This window comes from Phaeobacter sp. JH20_29, assembly GCF_048056175.1.
In the GTDB taxonomy this organism is placed as follows: domain Bacteria; phylum Pseudomonadota; class Alphaproteobacteria; order Rhodobacterales; family Rhodobacteraceae; genus Phaeobacter; species Phaeobacter bryozoorum.
This window is the reverse complement of record NZ_JAYMWO010000005.1, coordinates 203961-226326: the sequence shown is the minus strand read 5'-3', so window position 1 is coordinate 226326 and position 22366 is coordinate 203961. Positions and strand designations below refer to the sequence as shown.

16 protein-coding genes and 2 tRNA genes are annotated in these 22366 nt (G+C 60.8%); 7 read left to right on the top strand and 11 right to left on the bottom strand.

Annotation, left to right across the window (positions count from 1 at the left end; translation table 11 throughout):
* Positions 1-2: 2 nt before the first annotated feature.
* From VWZ85_RS03815 to VWZ85_RS03795, 5 genes are all read right to left on the bottom strand, one after another.
* Positions 3-839, bottom strand: a complete 837-nt coding sequence (locus VWZ85_RS03815; RefSeq protein ID WP_416534391.1) for a flagellar motor protein MotB — start codon at positions 837-839, stop codon at positions 3-5.
* A gap of 187 nt (positions 840-1026) precedes the next feature.
* Positions 1027-2646, bottom strand: coding sequence for a long-chain-fatty-acid--CoA ligase (locus tag VWZ85_RS03810; protein ID WP_416587188.1), 1620 nt, complete (start codon positions 2644-2646; stop codon positions 1027-1029).
* A gap of 24 nt (positions 2647-2670) precedes the next feature.
* Complete coding sequence (locus VWZ85_RS03805; RefSeq protein WP_416587281.1) at positions 2671-4287, bottom strand: GMC family oxidoreductase; 1617 nt, start codon at positions 4285-4287, stop codon at positions 2671-2673.
* 154 nt (positions 4288-4441) lie between these two features.
* Positions 4442-4528, bottom strand: a tRNA-Leu gene (locus VWZ85_RS03800).
* Between the two features lie 186 nt (positions 4529-4714).
* Positions 4715-4801, bottom strand: a tRNA-Leu gene (locus VWZ85_RS03795).
* Positions 4802-5137: 336 nt separating this feature from the next.
* On the opposite strand from VWZ85_RS03795, the gene VWZ85_RS03790 reads away from it, so the two are divergent.
* Positions 5138-6127: a complex I NDUFA9 subunit family protein gene (locus tag VWZ85_RS03790; RefSeq protein ID WP_416587186.1), complete on the top strand. Its 990-nt coding sequence runs from the start codon at positions 5138-5140 to the stop codon at positions 6125-6127.
* Between the two features lie 87 nt (positions 6128-6214).
* On the opposite strand, the gene VWZ85_RS03785 is transcribed toward VWZ85_RS03790, so the two are convergent.
* Positions 6215-7021, bottom strand: coding sequence for an undecaprenyl-diphosphate phosphatase (locus VWZ85_RS03785; protein WP_416587184.1), 807 nt, complete (start codon positions 7019-7021; stop codon positions 6215-6217).
* A gap of 238 nt (positions 7022-7259) precedes the next feature.
* Between VWZ85_RS03785 and VWZ85_RS03780 the strand changes: the two genes are divergently transcribed.
* The 6 genes from VWZ85_RS03780 to VWZ85_RS03755 all read left to right on the top strand — a co-directional run bounded on the left by VWZ85_RS03780 (position 7260) and on the right by VWZ85_RS03755 (position 18174).
* The gene (locus tag VWZ85_RS03780; protein WP_340547033.1) at positions 7260-8705 is read left to right on the top strand and encodes an NAD(P)-dependent oxidoreductase; all 1446 of its coding nucleotides are present in this window, start codon (positions 7260-7262) and stop codon (positions 8703-8705) included.
* A gap of 61 nt (positions 8706-8766) precedes the next feature.
* Complete coding sequence (gene gltB / locus VWZ85_RS03775; protein ID WP_416541437.1) at positions 8767-13299, top strand: glutamate synthase large subunit; 4533 nt, start codon at positions 8767-8769, stop codon at positions 13297-13299.
* Between the two features lie 154 nt (positions 13300-13453).
* The gene (mtgA, locus tag VWZ85_RS03770) at positions 13454-14224 is read left to right on the top strand and encodes a monofunctional biosynthetic peptidoglycan transglycosylase (RefSeq protein ID WP_416542675.1); all 771 of its coding nucleotides are present in this window, start codon (positions 13454-13456) and stop codon (positions 14222-14224) included.
* Positions 14225-14290: 66 nt separating this feature from the next.
* Positions 14291-14956 carry a glutathione S-transferase family protein gene (locus VWZ85_RS03765; protein ID WP_340547030.1) on the top strand — a complete coding sequence of 222 codons (666 nt, stop codon included), beginning with the start codon at positions 14291-14293 and terminating at the stop codon, positions 14954-14956.
* Between the two features lie 80 nt (positions 14957-15036).
* Positions 15037-16089, top strand: a complete 1053-nt coding sequence (gene queG / locus VWZ85_RS03760) for a tRNA epoxyqueuosine(34) reductase QueG (protein ID WP_416587182.1) — start codon at positions 15037-15039, stop codon at positions 16087-16089.
* A gap of 78 nt (positions 16090-16167) precedes the next feature.
* Positions 16168-18174 carry a hydantoinase/oxoprolinase N-terminal domain-containing protein gene (locus VWZ85_RS03755; RefSeq protein ID WP_416587180.1) on the top strand — a complete coding sequence of 669 codons (2007 nt, stop codon included), beginning with the start codon at positions 16168-16170 and terminating at the stop codon, positions 18172-18174.
* Positions 18175-18261: 87 nt separating this feature from the next.
* On the opposite strand, the gene msrA is transcribed toward VWZ85_RS03755, so the two are convergent.
* The 5 genes from msrA to VWZ85_RS03730 form a co-directional block, all read right to left on the bottom strand.
* On the bottom strand, positions 18262-18783 hold the full coding sequence (gene msrA, locus VWZ85_RS03750; RefSeq protein WP_416534398.1) for a peptide-methionine (S)-S-oxide reductase MsrA: 522 nt from the start codon (positions 18781-18783) through the stop codon (positions 18262-18264).
* Positions 18780-19229 carry a peptide-methionine (R)-S-oxide reductase MsrB gene (msrB, locus tag VWZ85_RS03745; RefSeq protein WP_340547249.1) on the bottom strand — a complete coding sequence of 150 codons (450 nt, stop codon included), beginning with the start codon at positions 19227-19229 and terminating at the stop codon, positions 18780-18782. Before msrB ends, msrA begins: the two co-directional genes overlap by 4 nt.
* Positions 19230-19345: 116 nt before the next feature.
* Positions 19346-20224 (bottom strand): DMT family transporter, encoded by an 879-nt coding sequence (locus VWZ85_RS03740; RefSeq protein ID WP_416534399.1) that lies wholly within the window; start codon positions 20222-20224, stop codon positions 19346-19348.
* Between the two features lie 197 nt (positions 20225-20421).
* Positions 20422-20709: an HU family DNA-binding protein gene (locus VWZ85_RS03735; RefSeq protein WP_014876311.1), complete on the bottom strand. Its 288-nt coding sequence runs from the start codon at positions 20707-20709 to the stop codon at positions 20422-20424.
* A 141-nt stretch (positions 20710-20850) separates the two neighbouring features.
* The gene (locus tag VWZ85_RS03730) at positions 20851-22332 is read right to left on the bottom strand and encodes an AMP nucleosidase (RefSeq protein WP_340547024.1); all 1482 of its coding nucleotides are present in this window, start codon (positions 22330-22332) and stop codon (positions 20851-20853) included.
* Positions 22333-22366 lie beyond the last annotated feature (34 nt).

Below are 22366 nucleotides of genomic sequence, written 5' to 3'. Positions count from 1 at the left end.
GGTTATTTGCGCAGAAGGATGATTTCGACCCGATTGTTTCGCGCTGCCATCGGATTGCTATCCGCCAGTTTGCGATCGGCATGTCCCGTCACCCGGTGCATCCGCTTGGACTTCGTTCCACCTGATTCGAGCATCACCCGGGTCGCGTCAGCCCGTGCATGGGACAGTTCCCAGACCGGATTATTGGCGACAACGACCGCATGTGATCTGATGTGGCCGCCGATTGCGATGTTGTTTTCAACAACGCCGGTGACGCGTGAAACCATCTTCACGATGTCGCGGAACAGGAGGGTCGGTTCGGCTGTACCATCTTTGAACAGCGGCGAATCCTCGGTGTCGAAGAGTTCGACTACAAGGCCTTCGTCGGTGACGCGGGTAATGATGTGCTGCGCCATCTCGATCGAGACCATGCTTTCGCCGCCACGCCCCTTCAGCTGCTCTTCCAGGGCTCGGAACTGCTCATCGGCAGCCTCGCGGTCCTTGTCCTGTTCGACGCCGGAGTCACCCTTGGCCTGCTGGGCGTCTGCGGGGTTCACATCGGTCGCACCGGTACCGTTCTGGGGCTGGATTTCCTCGGTGAACATGCTGTCCCCGCTGAACGCCCCGTTGCCGCCGCCGGAGACCCGGCTCAGCGGAATGGATGGCGAGAAATAATCCGCCAACCCTTTGCGTTGTTTCTCAGTCGTTGCATTGAGCAGCCACATCAACATGAAGAACGCCATCATAGCCGTCACGAAGTCCGCATAGGCGACCTTCCAGGCTCCACCGTGGTGACCATGGGCACCACCTGACTTTTTCTTCTTGATGATAATGGGCGCCACATTTCCTTGTGCGCTCATAATCCACCACCTATTTTCACCCACTACCGGGATATCAGGCGGTGTCTTAAGTGAGGCTTAACAGATAAATTTGCCGGCAGTTATGGCCGCCAAAGCCCCTCTTTTACCCGTAATTCGGACGGATTCTGTGCCCATTTCGTGAAATGGGCACCGCCACCAGATGCCATATTGGCGGCGGTGTAGTGCATCAGGCCTCCAGCAGAATCGCGTCGTAAGAGTCGCGGAGCTTGTTTTTCAGCACCTTTCCGGTGCCACCTAGCGGCAGCGCATCGACAAAGATGACACGGTCAGGGATCTGCCAGCTTGCTACCTTGCCCTGGTAATACTCGCGCAGATCGTCCTCGGTCACGTCAGGGGAGCGTTTTACAGCGATCACCACCGGACGTTCGTCCCATTTGGGGTGTCTGGCTGCGATTGCCGCTGCCTGAGCGATACCGGGATGGGACATCGCGATATCCTCCAGCTCGACGGTCGAGATCCATTCGCCGCCAGACTTGATGATGTCCTTGGAGCGATCACGAATGATCATATAGCCATCGGCATCAATTGTGGCGACGTCACCGGTGTCGAACCATCCATCTGCCGTCAGCGCTGTATCCTCGGCGCGGAAATAGCTGTCGATCACCCAATGACCGCAGATCTGCAAATTGCCCTGCGTCTGTCCGTCATGAGGCAGAACAGTGCCGCTGTCGTCTACGATGCGCAGATCGACACCATACATGGGGCGGCCCTGTCCTTCGCGCAGCTTCGCCTGCTGCTCGGCGTCCAGCTCATTGTGTTTCTGCAGCAGCTGGTTCAGCGTCCCGATTGGGCTTGTTTCCGTCATGCCCCAGGCATGCACCAGATCAACGCCGTATTTGTCACGAAATGTGGGGATCATGACCGTTGGCAGGGCAGAGCCGCCGACAATGGTGCGTTCCAGGCTCTCGGCGGTGCATCCGGTCTCCTCCAGCCCTTTCAGCAAACCCATCCAGATGGTGGGAACACCCAGCGCCACGGTGACCTTTTCCGCATCAATCAGCTTGGCGAGGCTCGCCCCATCCAGATGCGGTCCGGGCAGTACCAGCTTTGCCCCAACCGCCGCGGTCATGTAGGGCGTCCCCCAGGCATTCACGTGGAACATCGGAACAACTGCCAGAACGGTGTCCCGCGCCCGCAGGGCGATACCGTCGGGCTGGTTGCCGCCAAGCGTATGCAGAACGCTGGTGCGATGGGTGTATTCAACCCCCTTGGGATTGCCGGTCGTGCCGGAGGTGTAACACAGGCTCGATGGCAGGTTTTCATCCAGATCAGGCCAGGAATACGGGGTTGTTTCCATGTCCAGGAGCGCATCGTAGAACAGCACGTCTTCGATCTGGGCTGCGATCTCGGCGTCCGGCGGCCCCATCACCACGATATTCTGCACGGTGGTCAGATGCGCGCGCAGCTGTGCCACAGCCGGAACAAAGGTGGTGTCGATGAACAGGACCTGATCCTCTGCGTGGTTTATGATGTAGATCAGCTGCTCTGGTGTCAGTCGCGGGTTGATCGTGTGGCAGACAAACCCACCCCCGGAGACGCCGAAATAGATTTCGAGGTGGCGACGATTGTTCCAGGCGATGGTGCCGCAACGGGCGCCCTGCGCGATGCCCAGCCGCCCCAGGGCGGCCGCCAGCTTGCGAGCGTTGGCGTCGATGTCTCCCCAGGTGACATGCACGGTTTCGCCCGAAGTCTCGACAGATGTGACCGTGGTCCCGCTATGGAACCGCCCTGCATGTTCTATCAGCGAGCCTATAGTCAGCTGTTTGTGCATCATCTTGCCAAGCATCTTCGTCTTCTCCGAATTGAAATGTCAGGCGCGGGCCAGGGCACCGCGTATAATATCTGCCGCTTTCTCCGCGATCATGATGGTTGGCGCATTGGTGTTGCCGCCAATCAGGCGCGGCATGATCGACGCATCAACCACCCGCAGCCCCTCCAAACCATGGACCCGGAGCGCGGGATCCACCACCGCAAGCGGGTCGGTTCCCATTTTGCAGGTGCCAACCGGATGATAAATCGTATCTGCCCGCGCGCGTATGTGCTGTTCCAATGCGGCGTCATCGACTTCGCCCTCGATAAACAGCTCCTTGTGAATATAGCCCGCCAGCGGTTCTGCCGCCATGATTTGCCGGGTTTTGCGCACCCCCCTGATAAGCACGGCCAGATCATCGGGCTCAGCGAGAAACTGCGGATCAATCCGCGGCGGTGATGTGGGATCGGCACTGGTCAGGCCGACCGTGCCGCGCGATTTTGGCCTCAGCACGCAGATATGGCAGCTGAACCCATGCCCCATGTGCAGCTTCCGGGCGTGATCATCCACGATGGAAATCACAAAATGCAGCTGCACATCGGCACGCTCTTCGGATGGGTCCGTTTTCAGGAACGCGGCCCCTTCCGCAAAGGGAGTCGCAATCATACCACGCCCGGTTTTCCGCCAGTTCCATATGTGGCGCAACAGTGAGATACTGCCGGGCAGGGAAATGCCGAAATTATCGCGATCCTTGGATTTATAAGCCAGTGTAAAGTCCAGATGATCCTGCAGATTCTGCCCCACCCCGGGCAGCTCATGGACCATGTCGATCCCGTGCGGGCGGATATCCTCGGGTCGACCAACGCCGGAGAGTTGCAGCAGCTGCGGCGAGTTGAACGCTCCACCGCAGAGCACCACCTCGCGGCGGGCGCGGACACTATGCTCAGTGCCGCGCAGCCGGTAGCTGACGCCGACCGCACGTTTGCCGTCGAATATGATCCGGGATGCCTGCGCCCGCGTGATCACCTTCAGATTCGCGCGGTCCATCACCGGGTGTAGATAGGCCGCCGCCGCCGAGCAGCGCTCCCCGTTGCGGTCAGCTCTGTGGAATTGCGTCACCTGATAAAGGCCGATGCCCTCGTTGTCGCCTGTGTTGAAATCCTCGCAGTGTCGGATCTGCAGGGATTGGCCGGCCTTGATAAAGGCATCGGTGATCGGGCGGGGCGATTTCTGGTTGCTGACCTGCAAGGGGCCGGCTGCACCATGCAGATCATCGCCGCCGCGTTCGTTGTTTTCGGCTTTTCGGAAATAGGGCAGCACCGAGTTCCAATCCCAACCGGGACATCCCAATGCGGCCCACTCATCGTAATCGCTGGCATGGCCGCGAATATAAAGCATGGCATTGATCGCACTGGAGCCGCCCAGGCCTTTACCGCGCGGCTGATATCCGCGTCGCCCGTTCAACCCCGGTTGCGGCACGGTTTCATAGGCCCAATTGTTGATTTTTGGGCGTCCCGGTAGCATCGCGACCACAGCGGCAGGAGCGCGAACCAAAAGCCCGTCACCGCGCCCGCCGGCTTCCAGCAGGCAGACCGTGACGGTTGGATCTTCGCTTAGTCGGGCAGCCAGCGTCGATCCCGCAGAGCCTCCGCCGACGATCACATAATCCGCCTCCATCACGCTCTCCCCCATGTCCAGCACGAACAGCTCTCCCCAGCTGCCAGAGGATGAGCGCTGTTTTTACGGGGGCTGTCTACTCTGACGGTACGTCATCGCGCAGGCGCAATAACACGCCAAAGGCGTGATCAAGTATCGAGAAAAATAGGGAATATGGTGCCCAGGAGAGGACTCGAACCTCCACGTCCATACGGACACTAGCACCTGAAGCTAGCGCGTCTACCAATTCCGCCACCTGGGCAGGTGTCGTGAGGGGCGTATAAGCAGAAGCGGCGGGGCCGTCAAACGGAAAATTCACCTGCTTACGGCTGGCGGTTTTTCGGGTCTGGCGCGTGGTGTATGAAACCGGTCGGCAGCCGACAATCGACATATCGCGCCTGGAGTGTGGCTCCCTATGGGGGCCTTGTTTTATTCACTGTCGGGGATATGGTGCCCAGGAGAGGACTCGAACCTCCACGTCCATACGGACACTAGCACCTGAAGCTAGCGCGTCTACCAATTCCGCCACCTGGGCAGGTGTCGTGAGGGGCGTATAAGCAGAAGCGACGGGGCCGTCAAACGGAAAATTCTCTGCTGCGATATGTTCTGTTCTGACGATGGTATTCACAGAATACAGCTACCTGTGCAGAGCTGCTGAGTCGTCATGATCTGCGCTCTCCGATCTGATTTGAAATCACCGATACGATCCGCTGGCGTCGCCAAAGCATCATAGCAAGGGAGATCAAATCGGGCGTTAAGCAACCATATCTTGCAGCGTTGCACCTATTGCCTCGACTTTGGTCGATTTGCGCCTTGTTCCAAAGGGCGCGGGGCGGTAAATCGAAGCAGCAGCTAAGGTAGGAGCCAAAAGATGTCCAAACTGGTCACGATCTATGGCGGGTCCGGTTTTGTCGGCCGTTACATTGCGCGCCGCATGGCCAAGGAAGGTTGGCGTGTGCGGGTGGCCGTGCGTCGGCCGAACGAAGCCATGTATGTCAAACCCTATGGTGTCCCGGGGCAGGTTGAGCCTGTGTTGTGCAATATTCGCGACGATGCGTCTGTTGCGGCGGTGATGCAGGGGGCAGATGCAGTGGTGAACTGCGTTGGCATCCTGAACGAACTGGGCAAGAACACCTTTGATGCGGTTCAGGCCGATGGCGCTGGTCGAATCGCGCGAATCGCTGCTGCACAGGGCGTCGGAGCCATGGTGCATGTCTCGGCCATCGGTGCCGATGAAGACAGCGACAGCAATTATGCCCAGTCCAAAGCGGCCGGGGAGCGGGCTGTTCTGGAGCATATGCCCGAGGCTGTGATATTGCGGCCGTCGATCATCTTCGGGGCTGAGGATCAGTTCTTCAACCGTTTTGCCGCGATGGCGCGCCTGTCGCCGGTGCTGCCGATTGCCCATGCCGACACAGAATTCCAGCCGGTGTACGTCGACGACGTTGCCAAGGCTGCCGTAGCCGCGGTTGTCGGGAAGGCAAAGCCTGGCGTGTATGAGCTTGGCGGCCCCGAGGTGAAGAGCTTTGGCGCACTGATGCAGCAGATGCTCGATGTGATTGACCGTCGGCGCCTTGTGCTGTCGCTGCCGGGCCCGATTGCGAAGCTGGTCGCGCTTGGCTTTGATATTCTGCAGTTCGTCAGCTTTCAGCTGTTCGAGAACAAGATGCTGACCCGTGACCAGCTGAAGAACCTCGAGAACGACAATGTGGTTGCCGAGGGCGCAAACGGGTTCGAGGCGCTGGGCATCCACCCGGTTTCATTGGCGTCTGTGCTGCCGGACTACCTGTGGAAGTTCCGCCCGGCTGGTCAGTACAGTGAGTTGATGGATTCAGCCCGCAACCTGCGCAACGACCTCTGAATTCGCTTAGAGGTCAAGGTCGGCTAAGATTTGAAAGGCGCGGGTTTGACCCGCGCTTTTTTGGTTCTGATGGCCGGATCCGGTCGATCAGGCCTGATAGGCGATCATCAGGAGAATCGCGCCCAGAACGACGCGATAGATCACATAGGGTGTGAAGCTGACCGAGCGCAGCAGGCGCATCATCAGCGACAGGGCAGCAAGGGCGGCCAGCATTGAGAGCGCCGCAGCGATAGCTGCATCGCGAATGAGTGCCGGATTTGCCTCGACGGCGACTTCGGCACCCAGCAAAACACCAGAGGCCACGATTGTTGGGATCGACATCAGCATTGACAGCCGTGCTGCATCGATCCGGGCGTAGCCCAGCTGGCGGGCGCCGGTAATAGTGATGCCCGAACGGGAAGTGCCGGGGATTAGCGCCAGCATTTGCCACAGCCCCATGATCAGCGCATCTCGTGGCCCCCAGTCCGCGCTTTCCTTGTCGGTTGGGCCAAACCGATCTGCCACATAGAGTACCACGCCAAAACCAAGCATCGTCCAGCCGATGACTTTCATCGACCTGAGTGCGTCGCTCCATCCGCTGAAATGCAGAAGGGCGCCAAACAGGACTGTAGGGATGGTCGCGATGATCAGCCCCATCGCCAGCCGTGCCCCGGCTGTATCGAGGCGTCCTATGAGGGCGCGCGGCAGACCGATCAGCCCCACCCGCACCTCTTTCCAGAAGAACAGGACCACGGCGACCAGTGTTCCGACGTGAACGGCGACGTCAATAACCTGCCCCTGATCGTCGAGCCCGGTCAGTCCCGGCAAAAGGATCAGGTGCCCGGATGAAGAGACGGGCAGGAATTCCGTGATGCCCTGAATCAGGGCGATAAGGATCAGCTGAAAAAGCGGCATGATATAGGTCCGATTGGGGTTCCGCAGGGATGGCAAAGAACGGTCTGGGTGTAAATCCGTTGATTTCATTGGCGGGATAGCGTTAATGGTCCGTATCGGACCTAAAATGTCTGTACATTTCTGCTGGAGAAGGTATCAGGACATAACCGCTGACATATTAGGTCAGCAAAGTTGACTTTTAATTCGCTCCGCTCCGATGGATCATTTATCGCAGCCAGCCCAACATGGAGTCCGCCCCGTGGCCAAGCAACCGATGCTCAAATTCGTGCAGATCGACCGCGACATGCCCAGCAAACGGGCCGCAGAAGATCGCCGGGAAGATTTCGACGAAATCTACGCAGAATTCGCGGCCGCCAAGGCCGAGGAACAGGCCAGCCGTTGCAGTCAATGCGGTGTACCTTATTGCCAGTCGCATTGCCCCCTGCACAACAACATTCCCGATTGGCTCCGCCTGACTGCCACGGGCCGCTTGCACGAGGCCTATGAGATCAGCCAGGCGACCAATACCTTCCCCGAAATCTGTGGTCGTATCTGTCCGCAGGATCGCCTCTGCGAAGGCAATTGCGTCATTGAGCAGTCCGGCCACGGTACTGTCACCATCGGTGCCGTCGAGAAATACATTACCGATACCGCCTGGGACAAAGGTTGGGTGCAGCCCATCGCCCCGGCGCAGGAACGTGGCGAATCCGTTGGGATCATCGGGGCGGGTCCGGGCGGCCTCGCCGCAGCAGACATGCTGCGTCGCGCAGGCGTGAAGGTCACCATCTACGACCGCTATGATCGTGCCGGTGGCCTGCTGACCTATGGTATCCCGGGTTTCAAGCTGGAAAAGGACGTCGTGATGCGCCGCAACCAACTGCTTGCGGATGGCGGTGTTGAATTCGTGATGAATTGCAACGTGGGTCAGGACATCTCCTTTGACGATATCCGCGCCAAACATGATGCGGTGATTATCGCCACCGGCGTTTACAAATCCCGTGATCTGGAAATGCCGGGGTCAGGTTCTGGTGGCATCGTAAAGGCGATCGACTTCCTGACCGTGTCCAACAAAGCGTCGAATTTCGGCGACAGCATCGAGGAATTCGACAACGGCACCCTGAACGCCAAAGGCAAGCGTGTCGTTGTCATCGGCGGGGGCGATACGGCTATGGACTGCGTGCGGACCTCGATCCGTCAGGGTGCAACGTCGGTCAAATGTCTCTACCGCCGTGACCGTGCCAATATGCCCGGTTCGCAGCGCGAAACCCAGAACGCCGAGGAAGAAGGCGTGGTCTTTGAATGGCTGTCCGCGCCCAAGGGTTTCACCGATGAGGGCGGCAAGGTCGCTGGCGTGATGGTACAGAAGATGCGTCTCGGCCAGCCTGACGCCTCGGGCCGCCAGGCTCCCGAGGTCATCGAGGGCGCCGATTACATCGAGCCTGCCGAGCTGGTGATCAAGGCGCTTGGCTTTGAGCCGGAAGATCTGCCGACGCTCTGGGATCAGCCGGAACTACCGGTCACCCGCTGGGGCACCGTAAAGGCTGCATTCCAGACCGGCGCGACCGATCTCGATGGCGTCTATGCCGTTGGTGACATCGTGCGCGGCGCGTCGCTGGTGGTCTGGGCCATCAAGGACGGGCGCGATTGCGCTGAGGCGATCCTCGACCGTTTCAACACCGCCGCCAGCAGCCTGGCCGCCGAGTAAACAGATTTCTACCGGGCAGGTGCCGCCCTTAGGGGGCCGCCCACCGGAATGGGAGCATGACATGACAAAATATGATGCAGAATGGGTTCGCGCCGAAGAGGCAAAGCGTCAATGGATGGCCGAGAACGGTCTTTATGCCGAGGAGGAAGAGCATTCCTCCTGCGGTGTTGGCCTTGTTGTCTCGGTCAACGGCAAGCGCAGCCGCAAGGTGGTTGAGGCCGGCATCAACGCGCTGAAAGCGATCTGGCACCGAGGTGCAGTTGATGCGGACGGCATGACCGGCGATGGCGCCGGTATCCACGTTCAGATCCCGGCACCGTTCTTCTATGATCAGGTGCGCCGCACCGGCCACGAGCCGCGCGAAGATCAACTGATGGCGGTAGGCCAGGTCTTCCTGCCACGCACGGACTTTGGCGCTCAGGAACGCTGCCGGACCATCGTGGAAAGCGAAGTTCTGCGGATGGGCTACTACATCTACGGCTGGCGCCATGTGCCGGTGGATGTCACCTGCCTCGGCGAGAAGGCCAACGCCACCCGCCCTGAGATTGAGCAGATCCTGATCTCCAACTCAAAGGGTGTGGACGAGGAAACATTCGAGCGCGAGCTCTATGTTATTCGCCGCCGCATCGAAAAAGCCGCTGCCGCTGCGCAGGTCGGCCAGCTCTATATCGCGTCGCTGTCCTGCCGCTCGATCATCTACAAGGGCATGATGCTGGCCGAGCAGGTTGCCGTGTTCTACCCCGACCTGATGGACGAACGGTTTGAAAGCGCCTTTGCAATCTATCATCAGCGCTATTCCACCAACACGTTCCCGCAGTGGTGGCTGGCCCAGCCCTTCCGCATGCTCGCCCATAACGGCGAGATCAACACGCTGAAAGGCAACATGAACTGGATGAAGAGCCACGAGATCCGTATGGCCTCTTCGACCTTTGGTGACTATGCCGAGGATATCAAACCCATCGTCGCCAGCGGGTCCTCCGACTCCGCGGCACTGGACTCGGTGTTTGAAGTTCTGGTCCGCGCCGGTCGCTCGGCGCCGATGGCAAAGACCATGCTGGTTCCCGAAAGCTGGTCCAAGCAGGCGGTGGAACTGCCGCAGGCCTGGCGGGATATGTATTCCTATTGCAACTCCGTGATGGAGCCTTGGGATGGCCCGGCCGCGCTGGCGATGACCGATGGCCGCTGGGTTTGTGCCGGTCTGGACCGCAACGGCCTGCGCCCGATGCGCTACGTGGTCACCGGCGATGGTCTGGTGATCGCAGGCTCCGAGGCGGGCATGGTTCCGATTGACGAGGCCACCGTGGTTGAAAAGGGTGCGCTTGGTCCGGGTCAGATGCTGGCTGTCGATATGAAGAAGGGCAAGCTATTCCACGACACCGCGATCAAGAACAAACTGGCCTCCGCGCTGCCGTTTGGCGATTGGGTGAAGAAGATCAACGATCTGGACAGCACCCTGGCCACCGTTACCGAAAAGCCGTTGTTCAGCGGGGACGCACTGCGCCGCCGCCAGATTGCCGCTGGCTATACCATTGAGGAACTGGAACAGATTCTTGCGCCGATGGCCGAGGACGGCAAGGAAACTCTGGCCTCAATGGGGGATGATACGCCGTCGGCAGTGCTGTCGAAAATGTACCGCCCGCTGAGCCATTTCTTCCGCCAGAACTTCTCTCAGGTGACCAACCCGCCGATCGACAGCCTGCGCGAATACCGTGTGATGTCGTTGAAGACCCGGTTTGGTAACCTCAAGAACGTGCTTGATGAAGACAGCTCCCAGACCGAGATCATCGTGCTGGAAAGCCCCTTTATCGGCAATTCCCAATGGGATGAGCTGGTCAAGAACCTGAACGCGCCGCTGGCTGAAATCGACTGTAGCTTTGCCCCCGGCCAGGGGTCTCTCAATGCGGCGCTGGCCCGTGTCCGCGCCGAAGCGGAGGAGGCTGTCAGCTCCGGAGCCGGTCACATTGTCCTGACCGATCAGCATTCGGGCGAGGGCCGCGTGGCGATGCCGATGATCCTGGCGACCTCCGCCGTGCATTCGCATCTGACCCGCAAGGGCCTGCGGACCTTCTGTTCGCTGAATGTGCGCTCTGCCGAATGTATCGACCCGCATTACTTTGCGGTGCTGATCGGCTGTGGTGCCACCGTTGTAAACGCCTATCTGGCCGAGGATTCGCTGGCTGACCGTATTGAGCGGGGCCTGCTGGATGGCAGTCTGACCGAGAATGTCGCCCGTTACCGTGAAGCCATCGACCAGGGTCTTTTGAAGATCATGGCGAAAATGGGCATCTCGGTGATCTCCTCCTATCGTGGTGGTCTCAACTTCGAGGCGGTGGGCCTCAGCCGTGCGATGTGTGCGGAATATTTCCCCGGCATGGTTTCCCGGATTTCTGGCATCGGTGTCACCGGCATTCAGACCAAACTGGAAGAAATCCACGCCAAGGCATGGTCGGGCGGTCAGGATGTCCTGCCCATCGGTGGCTTCTACAAGGCGCGCAAATCCGGCGAAACCCACGCCTGGGAAGCGACCTCGATGCATATGATGCAGATGGCCTGCAACCGGGCCTCGTTTGAGCTGTGGAAGCAATATTCGGCAAAGATGCAGTCGAACCCGCCGATTCACCTGCGCGATCTGCTGGACATCAAGCCTCTGGGCAAGCCGGTGCCGATTGAAGAGGTCGAGAGCATCACCTCGATCCGCAAGCGCTTTGTCACGCCGGGGATGAGCTTGGGCGCGCTGTCGCCTGAGGCGCATAAGACTCTGAACGTCGCAATGAACCGCATCGGTGCCAAGTCCGACTCCGGCGAGGGCGGCGAAGATCCCGCACATTTCGTGCCGGAGCCGAACGGCGACAACCCGTCGGCAAAGATCAAGCAGGTGGCGTCGGGCCGCTTTGGTGTGACCGCTGAATATCTGAACCAGTGCGAAGAGCTGGAAATCAAGGTGGCCCAGGGCGCCAAGCCCGGCGAGGGCGGCCAGCTGCCGGGGATGAAGGTCACCGACCTGATTGCCCGCCTGCGCCACTCGACCAAAGGCGTGACCCTGATTTCGCCGCCGCCGCACCACGATATCTACTCGATCGAGGATCTGGCGCAGCTGATCTACGACCTGAAGCAGATCAACCCGCGCTGCAAGGTGACGGTGAAACTGGTGGCGTCCTCGGGCGTTGGCACCATCGCGGCCGGCGTGGCCAAGGCAAAGGCAGACATCATCCTGATCTCCGGCCATAACGGTGGCACCGGGGCCTCGCCTGCGACCTCGATCAAATATGCTGGCCTCCCGTGGGAGATGGGCCTGACCGAGGCGCATCAGGTGCTGAGCATGAACAACCTGCGTGACCGGGTGACGCTGCGCACCGATGGCGGTCTGCGCACCGGCCGCGACATCGTCATGGCGGCCATGCTGGGCGCCGAGGAATATGGTATCGGCACCGCTGCGCTGATCGCCATGGGCTGCATCATGGTGCGCCAGTGCCAGTCCAACACCTGCCCGGTGGGCGTGTGTACTCAGGATGAGGCCCTGCGCGGCAAGTTCACCGGCAATGCCGACAAGGTGGTAAACCTCATCACCTTCTATGCGCAGGAAGTACGGGAAATTCTGGCTTCCATTGGCGCGCGGTCGCTGGAGGATGTCATTGGCCGTGCCGATCTTCTGGCGCAGGTGTCGCGTGGCTCTGCCCATCTGGACGACCTCGACCTGAACCCGCTTCTGATCACGGTCGATGGCTCTGCCAATATCGTCTACAACCGCGATAAGGAGCGCAACCCGGTGCCGGATACGCTGGATGCGGAGATCGTACGCGATGCCGCCCGCTTCCTGCAGGACGGTGAGAAGATGCAGCTGTCCTATGCGGTGCAGAACACCCACCGGACCGTGGGCACCCGCACCTCCAGCCATATCGTCCGCAACTTCGGTATGCGCAACACGCTGCAGTCAGACCACCTGACGGTGAAGCTGCAAGGCTCCGCCGGGCAGTCGCTCGGTGCCTTTGCGGCCCCCGGTCTGAAGCTTGAGGTCTCCGGGGATGCCAATGACTATGTGGGCAAGGGTCTCTCCGGTGGAACCATCGTGGTGCGCCCGCCGATGGCATCGCCGCTGAACGCCAGCGAAAACACCATCGTCGGCAATACCGTTCTCTATGGTGCGACGGCTGGCTATCTCTTCGCAGCGGGTCGTGCCGGCGAGCGGTTCGCGGTTCGTAACTCAGGGGCGAGCGTGGTTGTCGAGGGCTGCGGTGCCTGTGGCTGTGAATACATGACCGGCGGGATCGCGGTGATCCTGGGCAAGATCGGCGCCAACTTCGGCGCGGGTATGACCGGTGGTATGGCCTACATCTACGATCCCGAAGGCAAGGCAGAAACCCTGATGAACATGGAGTCACTGGTGACCTGTCCGGTGACCGTGGCGCATTGGGAAGATCAGCTGAAAGGTCTGATCGAGCGCCATCTGGAGGAAACCGGCAGCCGCAAGGCCGCTGAGATCCTGCAGCATTGGGAAAATGAGAAGGGCAATTTCCTGCAAATCTGCCCGAAGGAAATGCTGAACAAACTGCCCCAGCCTTTGGCGATCGAGGCAGCAGCCGTTCCGGCGGAATAGGCCCCGCCACTTCCTCTGCATGTGCCTTGGATGGGCTCCGGTCGCTGCTGCGGTCGGGGCCTTTTCACCTCCGGGCGCCTGCGCTGGGCAATCTCTTGCGGGCCAAGGGATTTCGCGGTTGGAGCAGGCCCGTTCTGTGCCGTATAGAGACCCTATGGCGAAGGCAGGAAAATCAACCGGGGCATCCAAGGCTCCCCCCAAGGGCAAAGCCCGCAGCAAGGCAGCAGCCAAGGGTACACCCCGCGCAAAGCTGTCGCCGCGTCGTCTCCTGCGTCGCTGGCTGGGACGGGCTGCGCTGGTCTTTGTTGCGCTGACCCTGCTGCCGATCCTGCTGTTTTCCGTGATCAACCCGCCGATCACCCATACCATCTGGTCTGAATATCGCCGTCTTGGTGATATTGACCGCGAATGGGTTCCCATCGAACATATCGCTCCGGCCTTGGGGCGTTCGGTTGTCGCCGCCGAAGATGCCCGATTCTGCCAGCATTGGGGCCTTGATGCGGAGGCCATCCGTGCGGCAATCGCCGAAGGCGGCCAGCGTGGAGGGTCGACCATCTCTCAGCAGGTGGTGAAGAATGTCTTTCTGTGGCAGGGGCGCAGCTGGTTCCGCAAGGCGCTGGAAACACTGATGACGCCGATGGTTGAGGCGGTCTGGAGCAAACGGCGCATTCTGGAAGTCTACCTGAATGTCGCTGAAATGGGCGAAGGTGTGTTTGGCGCCGAGGCGGCCGCGCGGCATTATTTCGGTGTCGGTCCGGATGAGCTGAGCCGCAGGCAGGCTGCCCTTCTGGCCACCGTTCTGCCCAACCCCAAAGAGCGGTCGGCAGCAAAACCCACCGCGTTCATGCGCAAGCGGGCGGCGCAGATCATGGATGGGGCGGCCACCATTCGCGCAGATGGCAGGGCGGCCTGTTTCGAGGATTGAAACTTCTGGCGCTTTTGGGCATTGCTGTCTGATCCCAGCCACCCGCAACAGGAGATCCGCTGTCCCATGGCCCGCCTCTATCATGTGCCCCTCTCCCCCTTCTGCCGCAAAGTGCGCCTGTCCCTGGCCGAAAAGCGGATCGAGGTCGAGCTGGTCGAGGAACGCTACTGGGAGCAGGAGGCCGATTTCCTGCGCCGCAATCCGGCGGCGAAGGTTCCGGTGATCCGCCTGGATGGCAAGCTGATGGCCGAAAGTGCCGCGATCTGCGAATACCTTGAGGAAACCCGCCCGGAACCCTCGTTGATGCCCAGCGATCCCGATGGTCGCTACGAGGTGCGCCGCCTGGTCAGCTGGTTCGATGATAAATTTCACCATGAGGTCACCTCAAAGCTGCTCTATGAGCGGGTGAACAAGAAGGTGACCGGGCAGGGCTACCCCGACAGTGGCAACGTCAAGGCGGGTGCGCGGGCGATCAAATATCACCTCGACTATCTGGCCTGGCTGCTGGACCATCGCCGCTGGCTGGCTGGCGATCAAATGACCCTGGCAGATTTCGCCGCCGCCGCGCATCTGTCGTCGTTGGACTATATCTCCGATGTTGATTGGAACCGGTCCGCCGTGGTGAAGGACTGGTACGCAAAGATCAAGTCACGCCCGGCGTTCCGGTCGATCCTTGCCGATCAGATCCCCGGTTTCAGCCCACCGGCCCATTACGCCGATCTGGATTTCTGATAGACACGGGCAGAAGGGGGCTGTCTGCCCCCTCTTGAGTCCCTTGGACTCAATTCACCCCCGAGGATATTTCTAGCCAGATGATAGCGACACACGGCATCAAGGACAGGTTGGTGAAACAGGCCCTTGCCGAGGGGTTTGTGGCCTGTCGGATCTGTCGTCCCTGGGATGTGCCGCAGGTGCCCGCTCGGCTTCAGGCGTTTCTTGAAGCGGGATATCACGGTCAGATGGGCTGGATGGAGGAACGCAGCCACTGGCGCAGCGATCCAGCCCAGCTCTGGCCTGAGGCGCGCTCTGTGATCATGCTTGCTGAAAGCTACACGCCAGAGGTGGATCCGATGGCCGTTGTGGGGCAGGCAGAGCGCGGCGCGATTTCCGTCTATGCGCGCAACAAGGATTATCATGATCTTGTGAAGAAGCGCTTGAAACGGCTGGCACGCTGGCTGATCGCGGAAGCCGAGCGGGCGGATGAGCCTGCCGAGGTCAAGGTATTTGTCGACACCGCGCCGGTTCCGGAGAAGCCGCTGGGCCAGGCGGCGGGCCTTGGGTGGCAGGGCAAACACACCAATCTGGTCAGCCGGGACTGGGGCAACTGGGCCTTCATAGGCTCTGTTTTCACAACATTGGACCTGCCTGCCGACTCGGCAGAGCGCGACCATTGCGGATCGTGCCGGTCCTGTCTGGCGGCCTGCCCGACAGATGCGTTCCCCGCCCCGTATCAGCTGGATGCGCGGCGTTGCATTTCTTACCTCACCATCGAGCACAAGGGCCCGGTCGATGAGGAGCTGCGCGCCAAGCTGGGCAACCGGATCTACGGCTGTGATGATTGCCTGGCGGCCTGCCCCTGGAACAAATTTGCAGTCGCCGCCAGCGATATGCGCTATGCGGCGCGACCCGAGTTCGAGGCTCCGCAGCTGGCGGAGCTGGCTCGGCTGGACGATGCCGGGTTCCGGGCGTTGTTTTCCGGATCCCCCATCAAGCGGATCGGGCGAGATCGCTTTGTGCGCAATGTGCTTTATGCCGTCGGTAACTCCGGCCTGTCGGCCCTGCGGCCCGTGGCCGAGGCTCTGGTCGCGGATTCTGACCCGACTGTGGCGGATGCGGCCCGCTGGGCGGTTCAGCGACTGAGGTGACGCAAACAGGATGGATCGTCGCGGCAGCTTCGCTAAACCGATGACCAGGATCAAGATTAAGGCGAACGGAGGACGGGCATGGCGCTTTTGCTTGGGGTGGACACGGGCGGAACCTATACCGACGCGGTATTGATCCGGGATGATCGCGATGTGCTGGCAAAGGCCAAGGCGCTGACGACGCGGCAGGATCTGGCCATCGGAGTTGGGGAAGCCGTCGCTGCTGTACTTGCGCAGGCGCAGGTAGCACCGTCAGAGATCGCGCTTGCAGCTTTGTCCACGACGCTTGCGACCAATGCGCTGGTCGAAGGGCAGGGGGGCCGCGTTGCGCTGATCTATATCGGGTTCGGCGAGGCGGATCTGGATCGTCACGGCCTGCGCGAGGCGTTGAAGGGCGACCCGGCGCTGGTGCTGGAGGGGGGGCACAGCCATTCCGGTAGCGAGGCGGCGCCCTTGGACCGGGAGACACTGCGCGCGTTTCTCCAGCGCGAGGCCGTATCGGTCAGCGGTTTTGCCATTGCCGGCCAGTTTGCGACGCGCAATCCAGCGCACGAGTTGGAAGTTGCCCGGATCATCGCAGAAGAAACCGGCGTTCCGGTGACCTGTTCGCACCAGCTGTCGGCGCGGCTCAACGGGCCGAAGCGGGCGTTGACGGCTGTGCTGAATGCGCGGCTCATCGGAATGATCGACCGGTTGATCGGGCGCGCCGAATCCCGCCTGAGCGAGCTCGGCGTGACTGCTCAGATGATGGTTGTGAGGGGTGATGGCGCCTTGATGTCGTCACAGCAGGCCCGTGCCCGTCCGATTGAAACCATCCTGAGCGGCCCGGCTGCATCGCTGGTCGGTGCCCGCTGGCTGACCGGCGTCGAGACTGCGCTTGTCAGTGATATCGGCGGCACCACCACCGATGTCGCATTGATCGAGAACGGCAAGCCCAAGATTGATCCGGCCGGCGCCGAGGTTGGCGGCTATCGCACCATGGTTGAGGCCGTGGCCATGCGCACCAGCGGCCTGGGCGGTGACAGTCAGGTACATCCGATCGCTGCCGGTATGAGTGGCGGTGTGACCCTTGGCCCGCGTCGCGTGCTGCCGATTTCCCTGATCGCCTATATGTCCCCTGAGGTGGTTCATGCAACGCTCGACAGTCAGCTGCGCGCAGTGACTGTCGGCGAATATGACGGGCAGTTTGTTCGCGCGATTCCGGGACAGACACCAGTGGGGTTGAGCGACCGGGAGGCCCGGGTTCTGGACCGGATCGGGACGCAGACACATCCGCTGGGCGCCGTGCTGCACACCCGGATTGAGCAGGGCGCGCTGATGCGGCTGGTGGATCGCGGCCTGGTGCAGATCGCCGGGGTCACCCCGTCCGATGCCAGCCATGTCCTTGGACGGCTTAGCAGCTGGGATGGCGATGCAGCGCAGAAGGCGCTGACGCTTTTTGCCCGCCGCCGCGTGGGGTCGGGGGACCGGCTGGCACCGGATGCTGTGACATTGGCACGGATGATCGTAGATCAGATGACGGAACAGACGTCGCTCACCCTGTTAGAGACTGCTATTGCCGAAGATGCTCCGGCCTTTGGAACCTCGCCGGATCAGCTTGCCCGCCATGTTCTGATGCAGCGCGGGCTATCCCGACATCAGGGGCTGGTCGCTCTCAGCGCTGGCCTCAATGTCGATGTCGTCGGGCTTGGAGCCTCGGCGCCCAGCTACTATCCGGCGGTCGGGACCCGGCTTCATTGCCGTATGATCCTGCCGGAACACGCAGGCGTGGCAAATGCCATTGGCGCAGTGGTGGGCCGTATCACCATGCGGCGCAGCGGCACGGTTACCGCACCTGAGGAAGGCCGGTTTCGCGTCCATCTGGAGAATGGCCCGGAGGATTTCACCGGTTCGCAGGAGGCTCTTGAGCGGTTGGAAGCCGAGCTGCGGGCCGAAGCCCGTGCCGCCGCAGAGGCCGCAGGCGCGCAGGATATTTCCATCCAGGTGGACAGGGATATCCGCATCGCCGAAGTCGAGGCGCGGGAGGTTTTTGTCGAGGCCTTTCTGACGGTGGAGGCGAGCGGTCGTCCGCGCATTGCCCACGGCTGACCGGCAGAACATGCGCAAGGCAGCAAAAGGCCCCGCCGATTGGCGGGGCCTTTTATCTGGAATGCCGGATATCGCATGGTCAGCCGATTACTCGGCGGCGGTCTCGTTCCTGCGGGGCAGAACCCAATCCGGGCGCGCAAAGTGGCAGGTGTAGCCGTTTGGCTGCCGTTCCAGGTAATCCTGATGCTCCGGTTCGGCCTCCCAGAAATCGCCAACGGGTTCGACCTCGGTCATCACCTTGCCGGGCCAGAGACCTGACGCATCGACATCCGCAATGGTGTCTTCGGCAATTTCTTTCTGGCGGTCGTCAACATAGTAGATCGCAGAGCGGTAGCTCATGCCCAGATCATTGCCCTGCTGATTGACCGTGGTTGGATCATGGATCTGAAAGAAGAACTCCAGCAGCGTGCGATAGCTGGTCTGGCTCGGGTCAAAAATCACCTCGATCGCCTCGGCATGGGTGCCGTGGTTCTTATAGGTCGCATTGGGCACATCGCCGCCGGAATATCCAACCCGGGTGCTGATGATACCGGGGCGCTTGCGGATCAGGTCCTGCATGCCCCAGAAACACCCACCGGCCAGGACGGCGCGTTCTGTTGTGCTGCTCATCTAATATCCTCCACTTGATCGATATAGTCGCCGTAGCCTTCTGCCTGCATATCGTCCAGATGGACGAACCGAAGGGAGGCCGAATTGATGCAATAGCGCAGACCGCCGCGATCTGCCGGGCCGTCCGGGAACACATGGCCCAGATGGCTGTCTCCATGGGTCGAGCGGACTTCGGTGCGGATCATCCCCAGGCTCCGGTCTTCCAGCTCCTGAACATGGGCGGTTTCGATGGGTTTGGTAAAGCTGGGCCAGCCGCAGCCGGACTCATATTTGTCTGACGAGGCAAACAATGGCTCACCGGAGACGATATCCACATAGATACCCGGCTCCTTGTTGCCCAGCAGCTTGCCGGTGCCGGGGCGTTCGGTGCCGGATTGCTGGGTGACGTAATATTCTTCTTCCGAGAGGGCCGCAATGGCGTCCGGGTCTTTGGAATAACTGCGCATCATGTCCTCCGATCTTGGCTGTTCAGCTGTAAATGGTGTCCTTCGGGGCAAAAGCAAAGCTGTATTTCATCCGCTCGCGTTTGTGTGTGACGAAAGAGGCAGGGCACGTGTCATCCTCAGGGGCGCTGCTGCGCCGATTGCCGCGCCAGCTGGACCGCCAGAATGCCAAAGGTGACGATACCGACGCCGATCAGGTCCAGCAGCCCCAACTTTTCGCCCAGCAGCAGACTGGCAACAGCCACACCGAAGACTGGGTTGAGAAAATGGAAGGTGGCGGCCCGCACGGCACCGATCCTGTTCAGCAGCAGAACCCAGATGAAGGTCGCCGTCAGCCCCGGCACCAGGGTGGTGTAGAGAAAGGCCAGCGCCAGCGGCCAGCTGGGGTTCAGCCGGAAGGTTTCCACCATCGGTGCAACTGCGAACAGCACGGCAGAGCCGACCAGCATCTGCAACCCCACCACCATCATGAAGTTGCCACCCGAGGTTGCCCCCCGCAGTGCCAGGGTGGCCAGCGTCAGGGCCAGAACACCGATCCCGCAGAGCGTGACGCCAAAGAGGTCGACACCCGCGCTGATGCGGGTTCCCATGATCAGGGCAACCCCCACCACCCCGGCCAGCAGCCCGGCAACACCCAGCCGGGGCAGCCGCTCACCATAGGCCAGCCAGAGCGCGATGGCGACCAGCATCGGCATGGTCGATGCGATGATCGCGGCCAGCGAGGCTTCGATGGTTTCCATGGCGACGAAGTTGAGGCCCAGATAGAGCGCGTTCTGGCAGATGCCAAAGACGATGGTGGCGCGCAGCTGGCCGCGTGTCAGACGCCAGCTCTGGCCCATGTAGCGGGCAACAGCGACACCGATCAGGCCGGAAATAAGAAAGCGGAAGGCAAGCGAGTATAGCGGCGAAGCATCGGCGACGATGATCCGAGCCGAAGTAAAGGCAGACGACCACATGAAGGCAAAGGCCAGCCCCATCGCCAAAGCGCGCAGATCCATCGACATATCCCCCTGCCGGTCCGGTGCCGCAGCCCGTTCGGGTGTGGTCGCGATATGTTTAGCAAGGCAAGCATTCGCTGGGAACCTAATTCGGCTGGCCGGTTGGGGATCTTGATTTTTCTGGAGCTGCGATGTTCAGGCACAAAAAAGGGCCGCCCGAAAGGCGACCCGAAACACGGTCAACCGTGCCTTGACCCTTAGCCGTTCACGCTGTCTTTCAGCGCTTTGGCGATGGTCATCTTGACCACTTTATCGGCCTCTTTGGTGAATTTCTCACCGGTGGCCGGGTTGCGCACTTCGCGCTCGGGGCGCTCGCGGCAGTAGATCTTGCCAACGCCGGGCAGAGTCACGGCACCACCGCCGGAAACTTCGCGGGTGATCAGCGCGCAAACGGCGTCAAGCGCAGCGCCTGCCGCTTTTTTGTCGCTGTCCATCTCTTCAGCCAGTGCGGCAACAAGCTGGGTCTTGGTCATCGGTTTGGACATTCTTAGGTCTCCTTGTCACTGCCCGAGTTATGGGGCCTCATCGCGTAACTCTAGCGTTATGTTGTGGCCGAACACAACGAGTAGTGTTGTCAAAAACCCCATAAAATAGGGGTTTTTGAAGAATTAGCGGGAAAATCACCCTCAGAGAAAGGCTGTTTCGTCAAAGGAACGCAGTTTTCGGCTGTGCAAACGTTCTAATGGCATGCCACGCAACTGCTCCATCGCCTTTATCCCGATCTGCAAATGGCGGGCAACCTGGGTGTGATAAAACTCAGATGCCATCCCCGGTAGCTTCAGTTCGCCATGCAGCGGCTTGTCCGACACACAGAGCAGCGTTCCATAGGGCACCCGGAACCGATAGCCATTGGCGGCGATGGTGGCGCTTTCCATATCCAGCGCGATGGCACGGGATTGCGACAGTCTCTGCACGGGGCCGGATTGATCGCGCAGTTCCCAATTGCGGTTGTCGATGGTGGCAACGGTGCCGGTCCGCATGATCCGCTTCAGGTCGTAGCCTTCCAGCTCCGTCACCTCGGCCACCGCATCCTCAAGCGCGACCTGGATTTCCGCCAGTGCCGGAATCGGGGTCCAGATCGGCAGATCGTCGTCCAGAACGTGATCCTCGCGCAGATAGCCGTGCCCCAGCACAAAATCGCCCAGCGTCTGAGTGTTGCGCAGCCCGGCACAGTGACCGACCATCAGCCAGGCGTGCGGGCGCAATACCGCGATATGGTCGGTGGCGGTCTTGGCGTTCGACGGGCCGACGCCGATATTGACCAGCGTGATGCCCGAGCCGTCCTGCCGTTTCAGGTGATAGGTCGGCATCTGCGGCAGCTTCGCAATCGGCGGGATCTCCGCGTCCGCGCTGGTGATTTCATGATCGCCGGTGCTGACAAAGCTGCTGTAGCCAGAGGCCGGATCCGCCAGCTGCGCACGGGCGTAGGCTTCGAATTCGGCGACATAGAACTGGTAGTTGGTGAACAGCACGTGATTTTGAAAATGCTGCGGGTCGGTTGCCGTGTAATGCGACAGCCGGGCCAGCGAATAATCAATGCGCTGCGCGGTAAAGAGCGACAGCGGACCAATATTGTCCGGCGACTGATAGGTGCCGTTTACAATGTCGTCATTGGTGGTCGCCAGGTCCGGCACGTCGAAGACATCGCGCAGCGTGAAACCGGCAGCGCCTTCCTGTGGGACCGTCAGGCTGGGATCGGCCGCCACGGCAAAATGCACCGGGATTGGCGTATCTGAGACAGCGATGGTCACCGGCTGTCCGTGGTTGCGGATCAGCAGGCCGATTTGCTGGGTCAGGTAATGCCGGAACAGATCCGGGCGGGTCACCGTGGTTGCATAGGTGCCGGGGGCCGACACATGCCCATAGCTCAGTCGGCTGTCGACCTGTGCAAAAGACGACGTGGTAAAGCGGATCTCAGGGTAGAATGCGCGGATACGCGGGGTGGTCCCGGTGCTGCCGACGGAGGGACCATCGGTCAGGATGCGCGAAAACTCGGCGCATAGAAACTGTGTCGCCTCACGGTACAGCTGCTCCAACCGGGCAACGGCCGCCGCGGCATCTGTAAACTCTTCTGCTGCCGGAAGCTGCGGGATCTTAACTGTTGTCATGATTATGCTCGATCACTGAAAAACGGGGGCACTC

Excerpts from the sequence above, each read along its gene's own strand:
- VWZ85_RS03815 (WP_416534391.1), bottom strand. The coding sequence starts at position 839 with ATGAGCGCACAAGGAAATGTGGCGCCCATTATCATCAAGAAGAAAAAG.
- VWZ85_RS03810 (WP_416587188.1), bottom strand. The coding sequence starts at position 2,646 with ATGCTTGGCAAGATGATGCACAAACAGCTGACTATAGGCTCGCTGATA.
- VWZ85_RS03805 (WP_416587281.1), bottom strand. The coding sequence starts at position 4,287 with ATGGAGGCGGATTATGTGATCGTCGGCGGAGGCTCTGCGGGATCGACG.
- VWZ85_RS03790 (WP_416587186.1), top strand. The coding sequence starts at position 5,138 with ATGTCCAAACTGGTCACGATCTATGGCGGGTCCGGTTTTGTCGGCCGT.
- VWZ85_RS03785 (WP_416587184.1), bottom strand. The coding sequence starts at position 7,021 with ATGCCGCTTTTTCAGCTGATCCTTATCGCCCTGATTCAGGGCATCACG.
- gltB (WP_416541437.1), top strand. The coding sequence starts at position 8,767 with ATGACAAAATATGATGCAGAATGGGTTCGCGCCGAAGAGGCAAAGCGT.
- mtgA (WP_416542675.1), top strand. The coding sequence starts at position 13,454 with ATGGCGAAGGCAGGAAAATCAACCGGGGCATCCAAGGCTCCCCCCAAG.
- VWZ85_RS03765 (WP_340547030.1), top strand. The coding sequence starts at position 14,291 with ATGGCCCGCCTCTATCATGTGCCCCTCTCCCCCTTCTGCCGCAAAGTG.
- queG (WP_416587182.1), top strand. The coding sequence starts at position 15,037 with ATGATAGCGACACACGGCATCAAGGACAGGTTGGTGAAACAGGCCCTT.
- VWZ85_RS03755 (WP_416587180.1), top strand. The coding sequence starts at position 16,168 with ATGGCGCTTTTGCTTGGGGTGGACACGGGCGGAACCTATACCGACGCG.
- msrA (WP_416534398.1), bottom strand. The coding sequence starts at position 18,783 with ATGAGCAGCACAACAGAACGCGCCGTCCTGGCCGGTGGGTGTTTCTGG.
- msrB (WP_340547249.1), bottom strand. The coding sequence starts at position 19,229 with ATGCGCAGTTATTCCAAAGACCCGGACGCCATTGCGGCCCTCTCGGAA.
- VWZ85_RS03740 (WP_416534399.1), bottom strand. The coding sequence starts at position 20,224 with ATGGATCTGCGCGCTTTGGCGATGGGGCTGGCCTTTGCCTTCATGTGG.
- VWZ85_RS03735 (WP_014876311.1), bottom strand. The coding sequence starts at position 20,709 with ATGTCCAAACCGATGACCAAGACCCAGCTTGTTGCCGCACTGGCTGAA.
- VWZ85_RS03730 (WP_340547024.1), bottom strand. The coding sequence starts at position 22,332 with ATGACAACAGTTAAGATCCCGCAGCTTCCGGCAGCAGAAGAGTTTACA.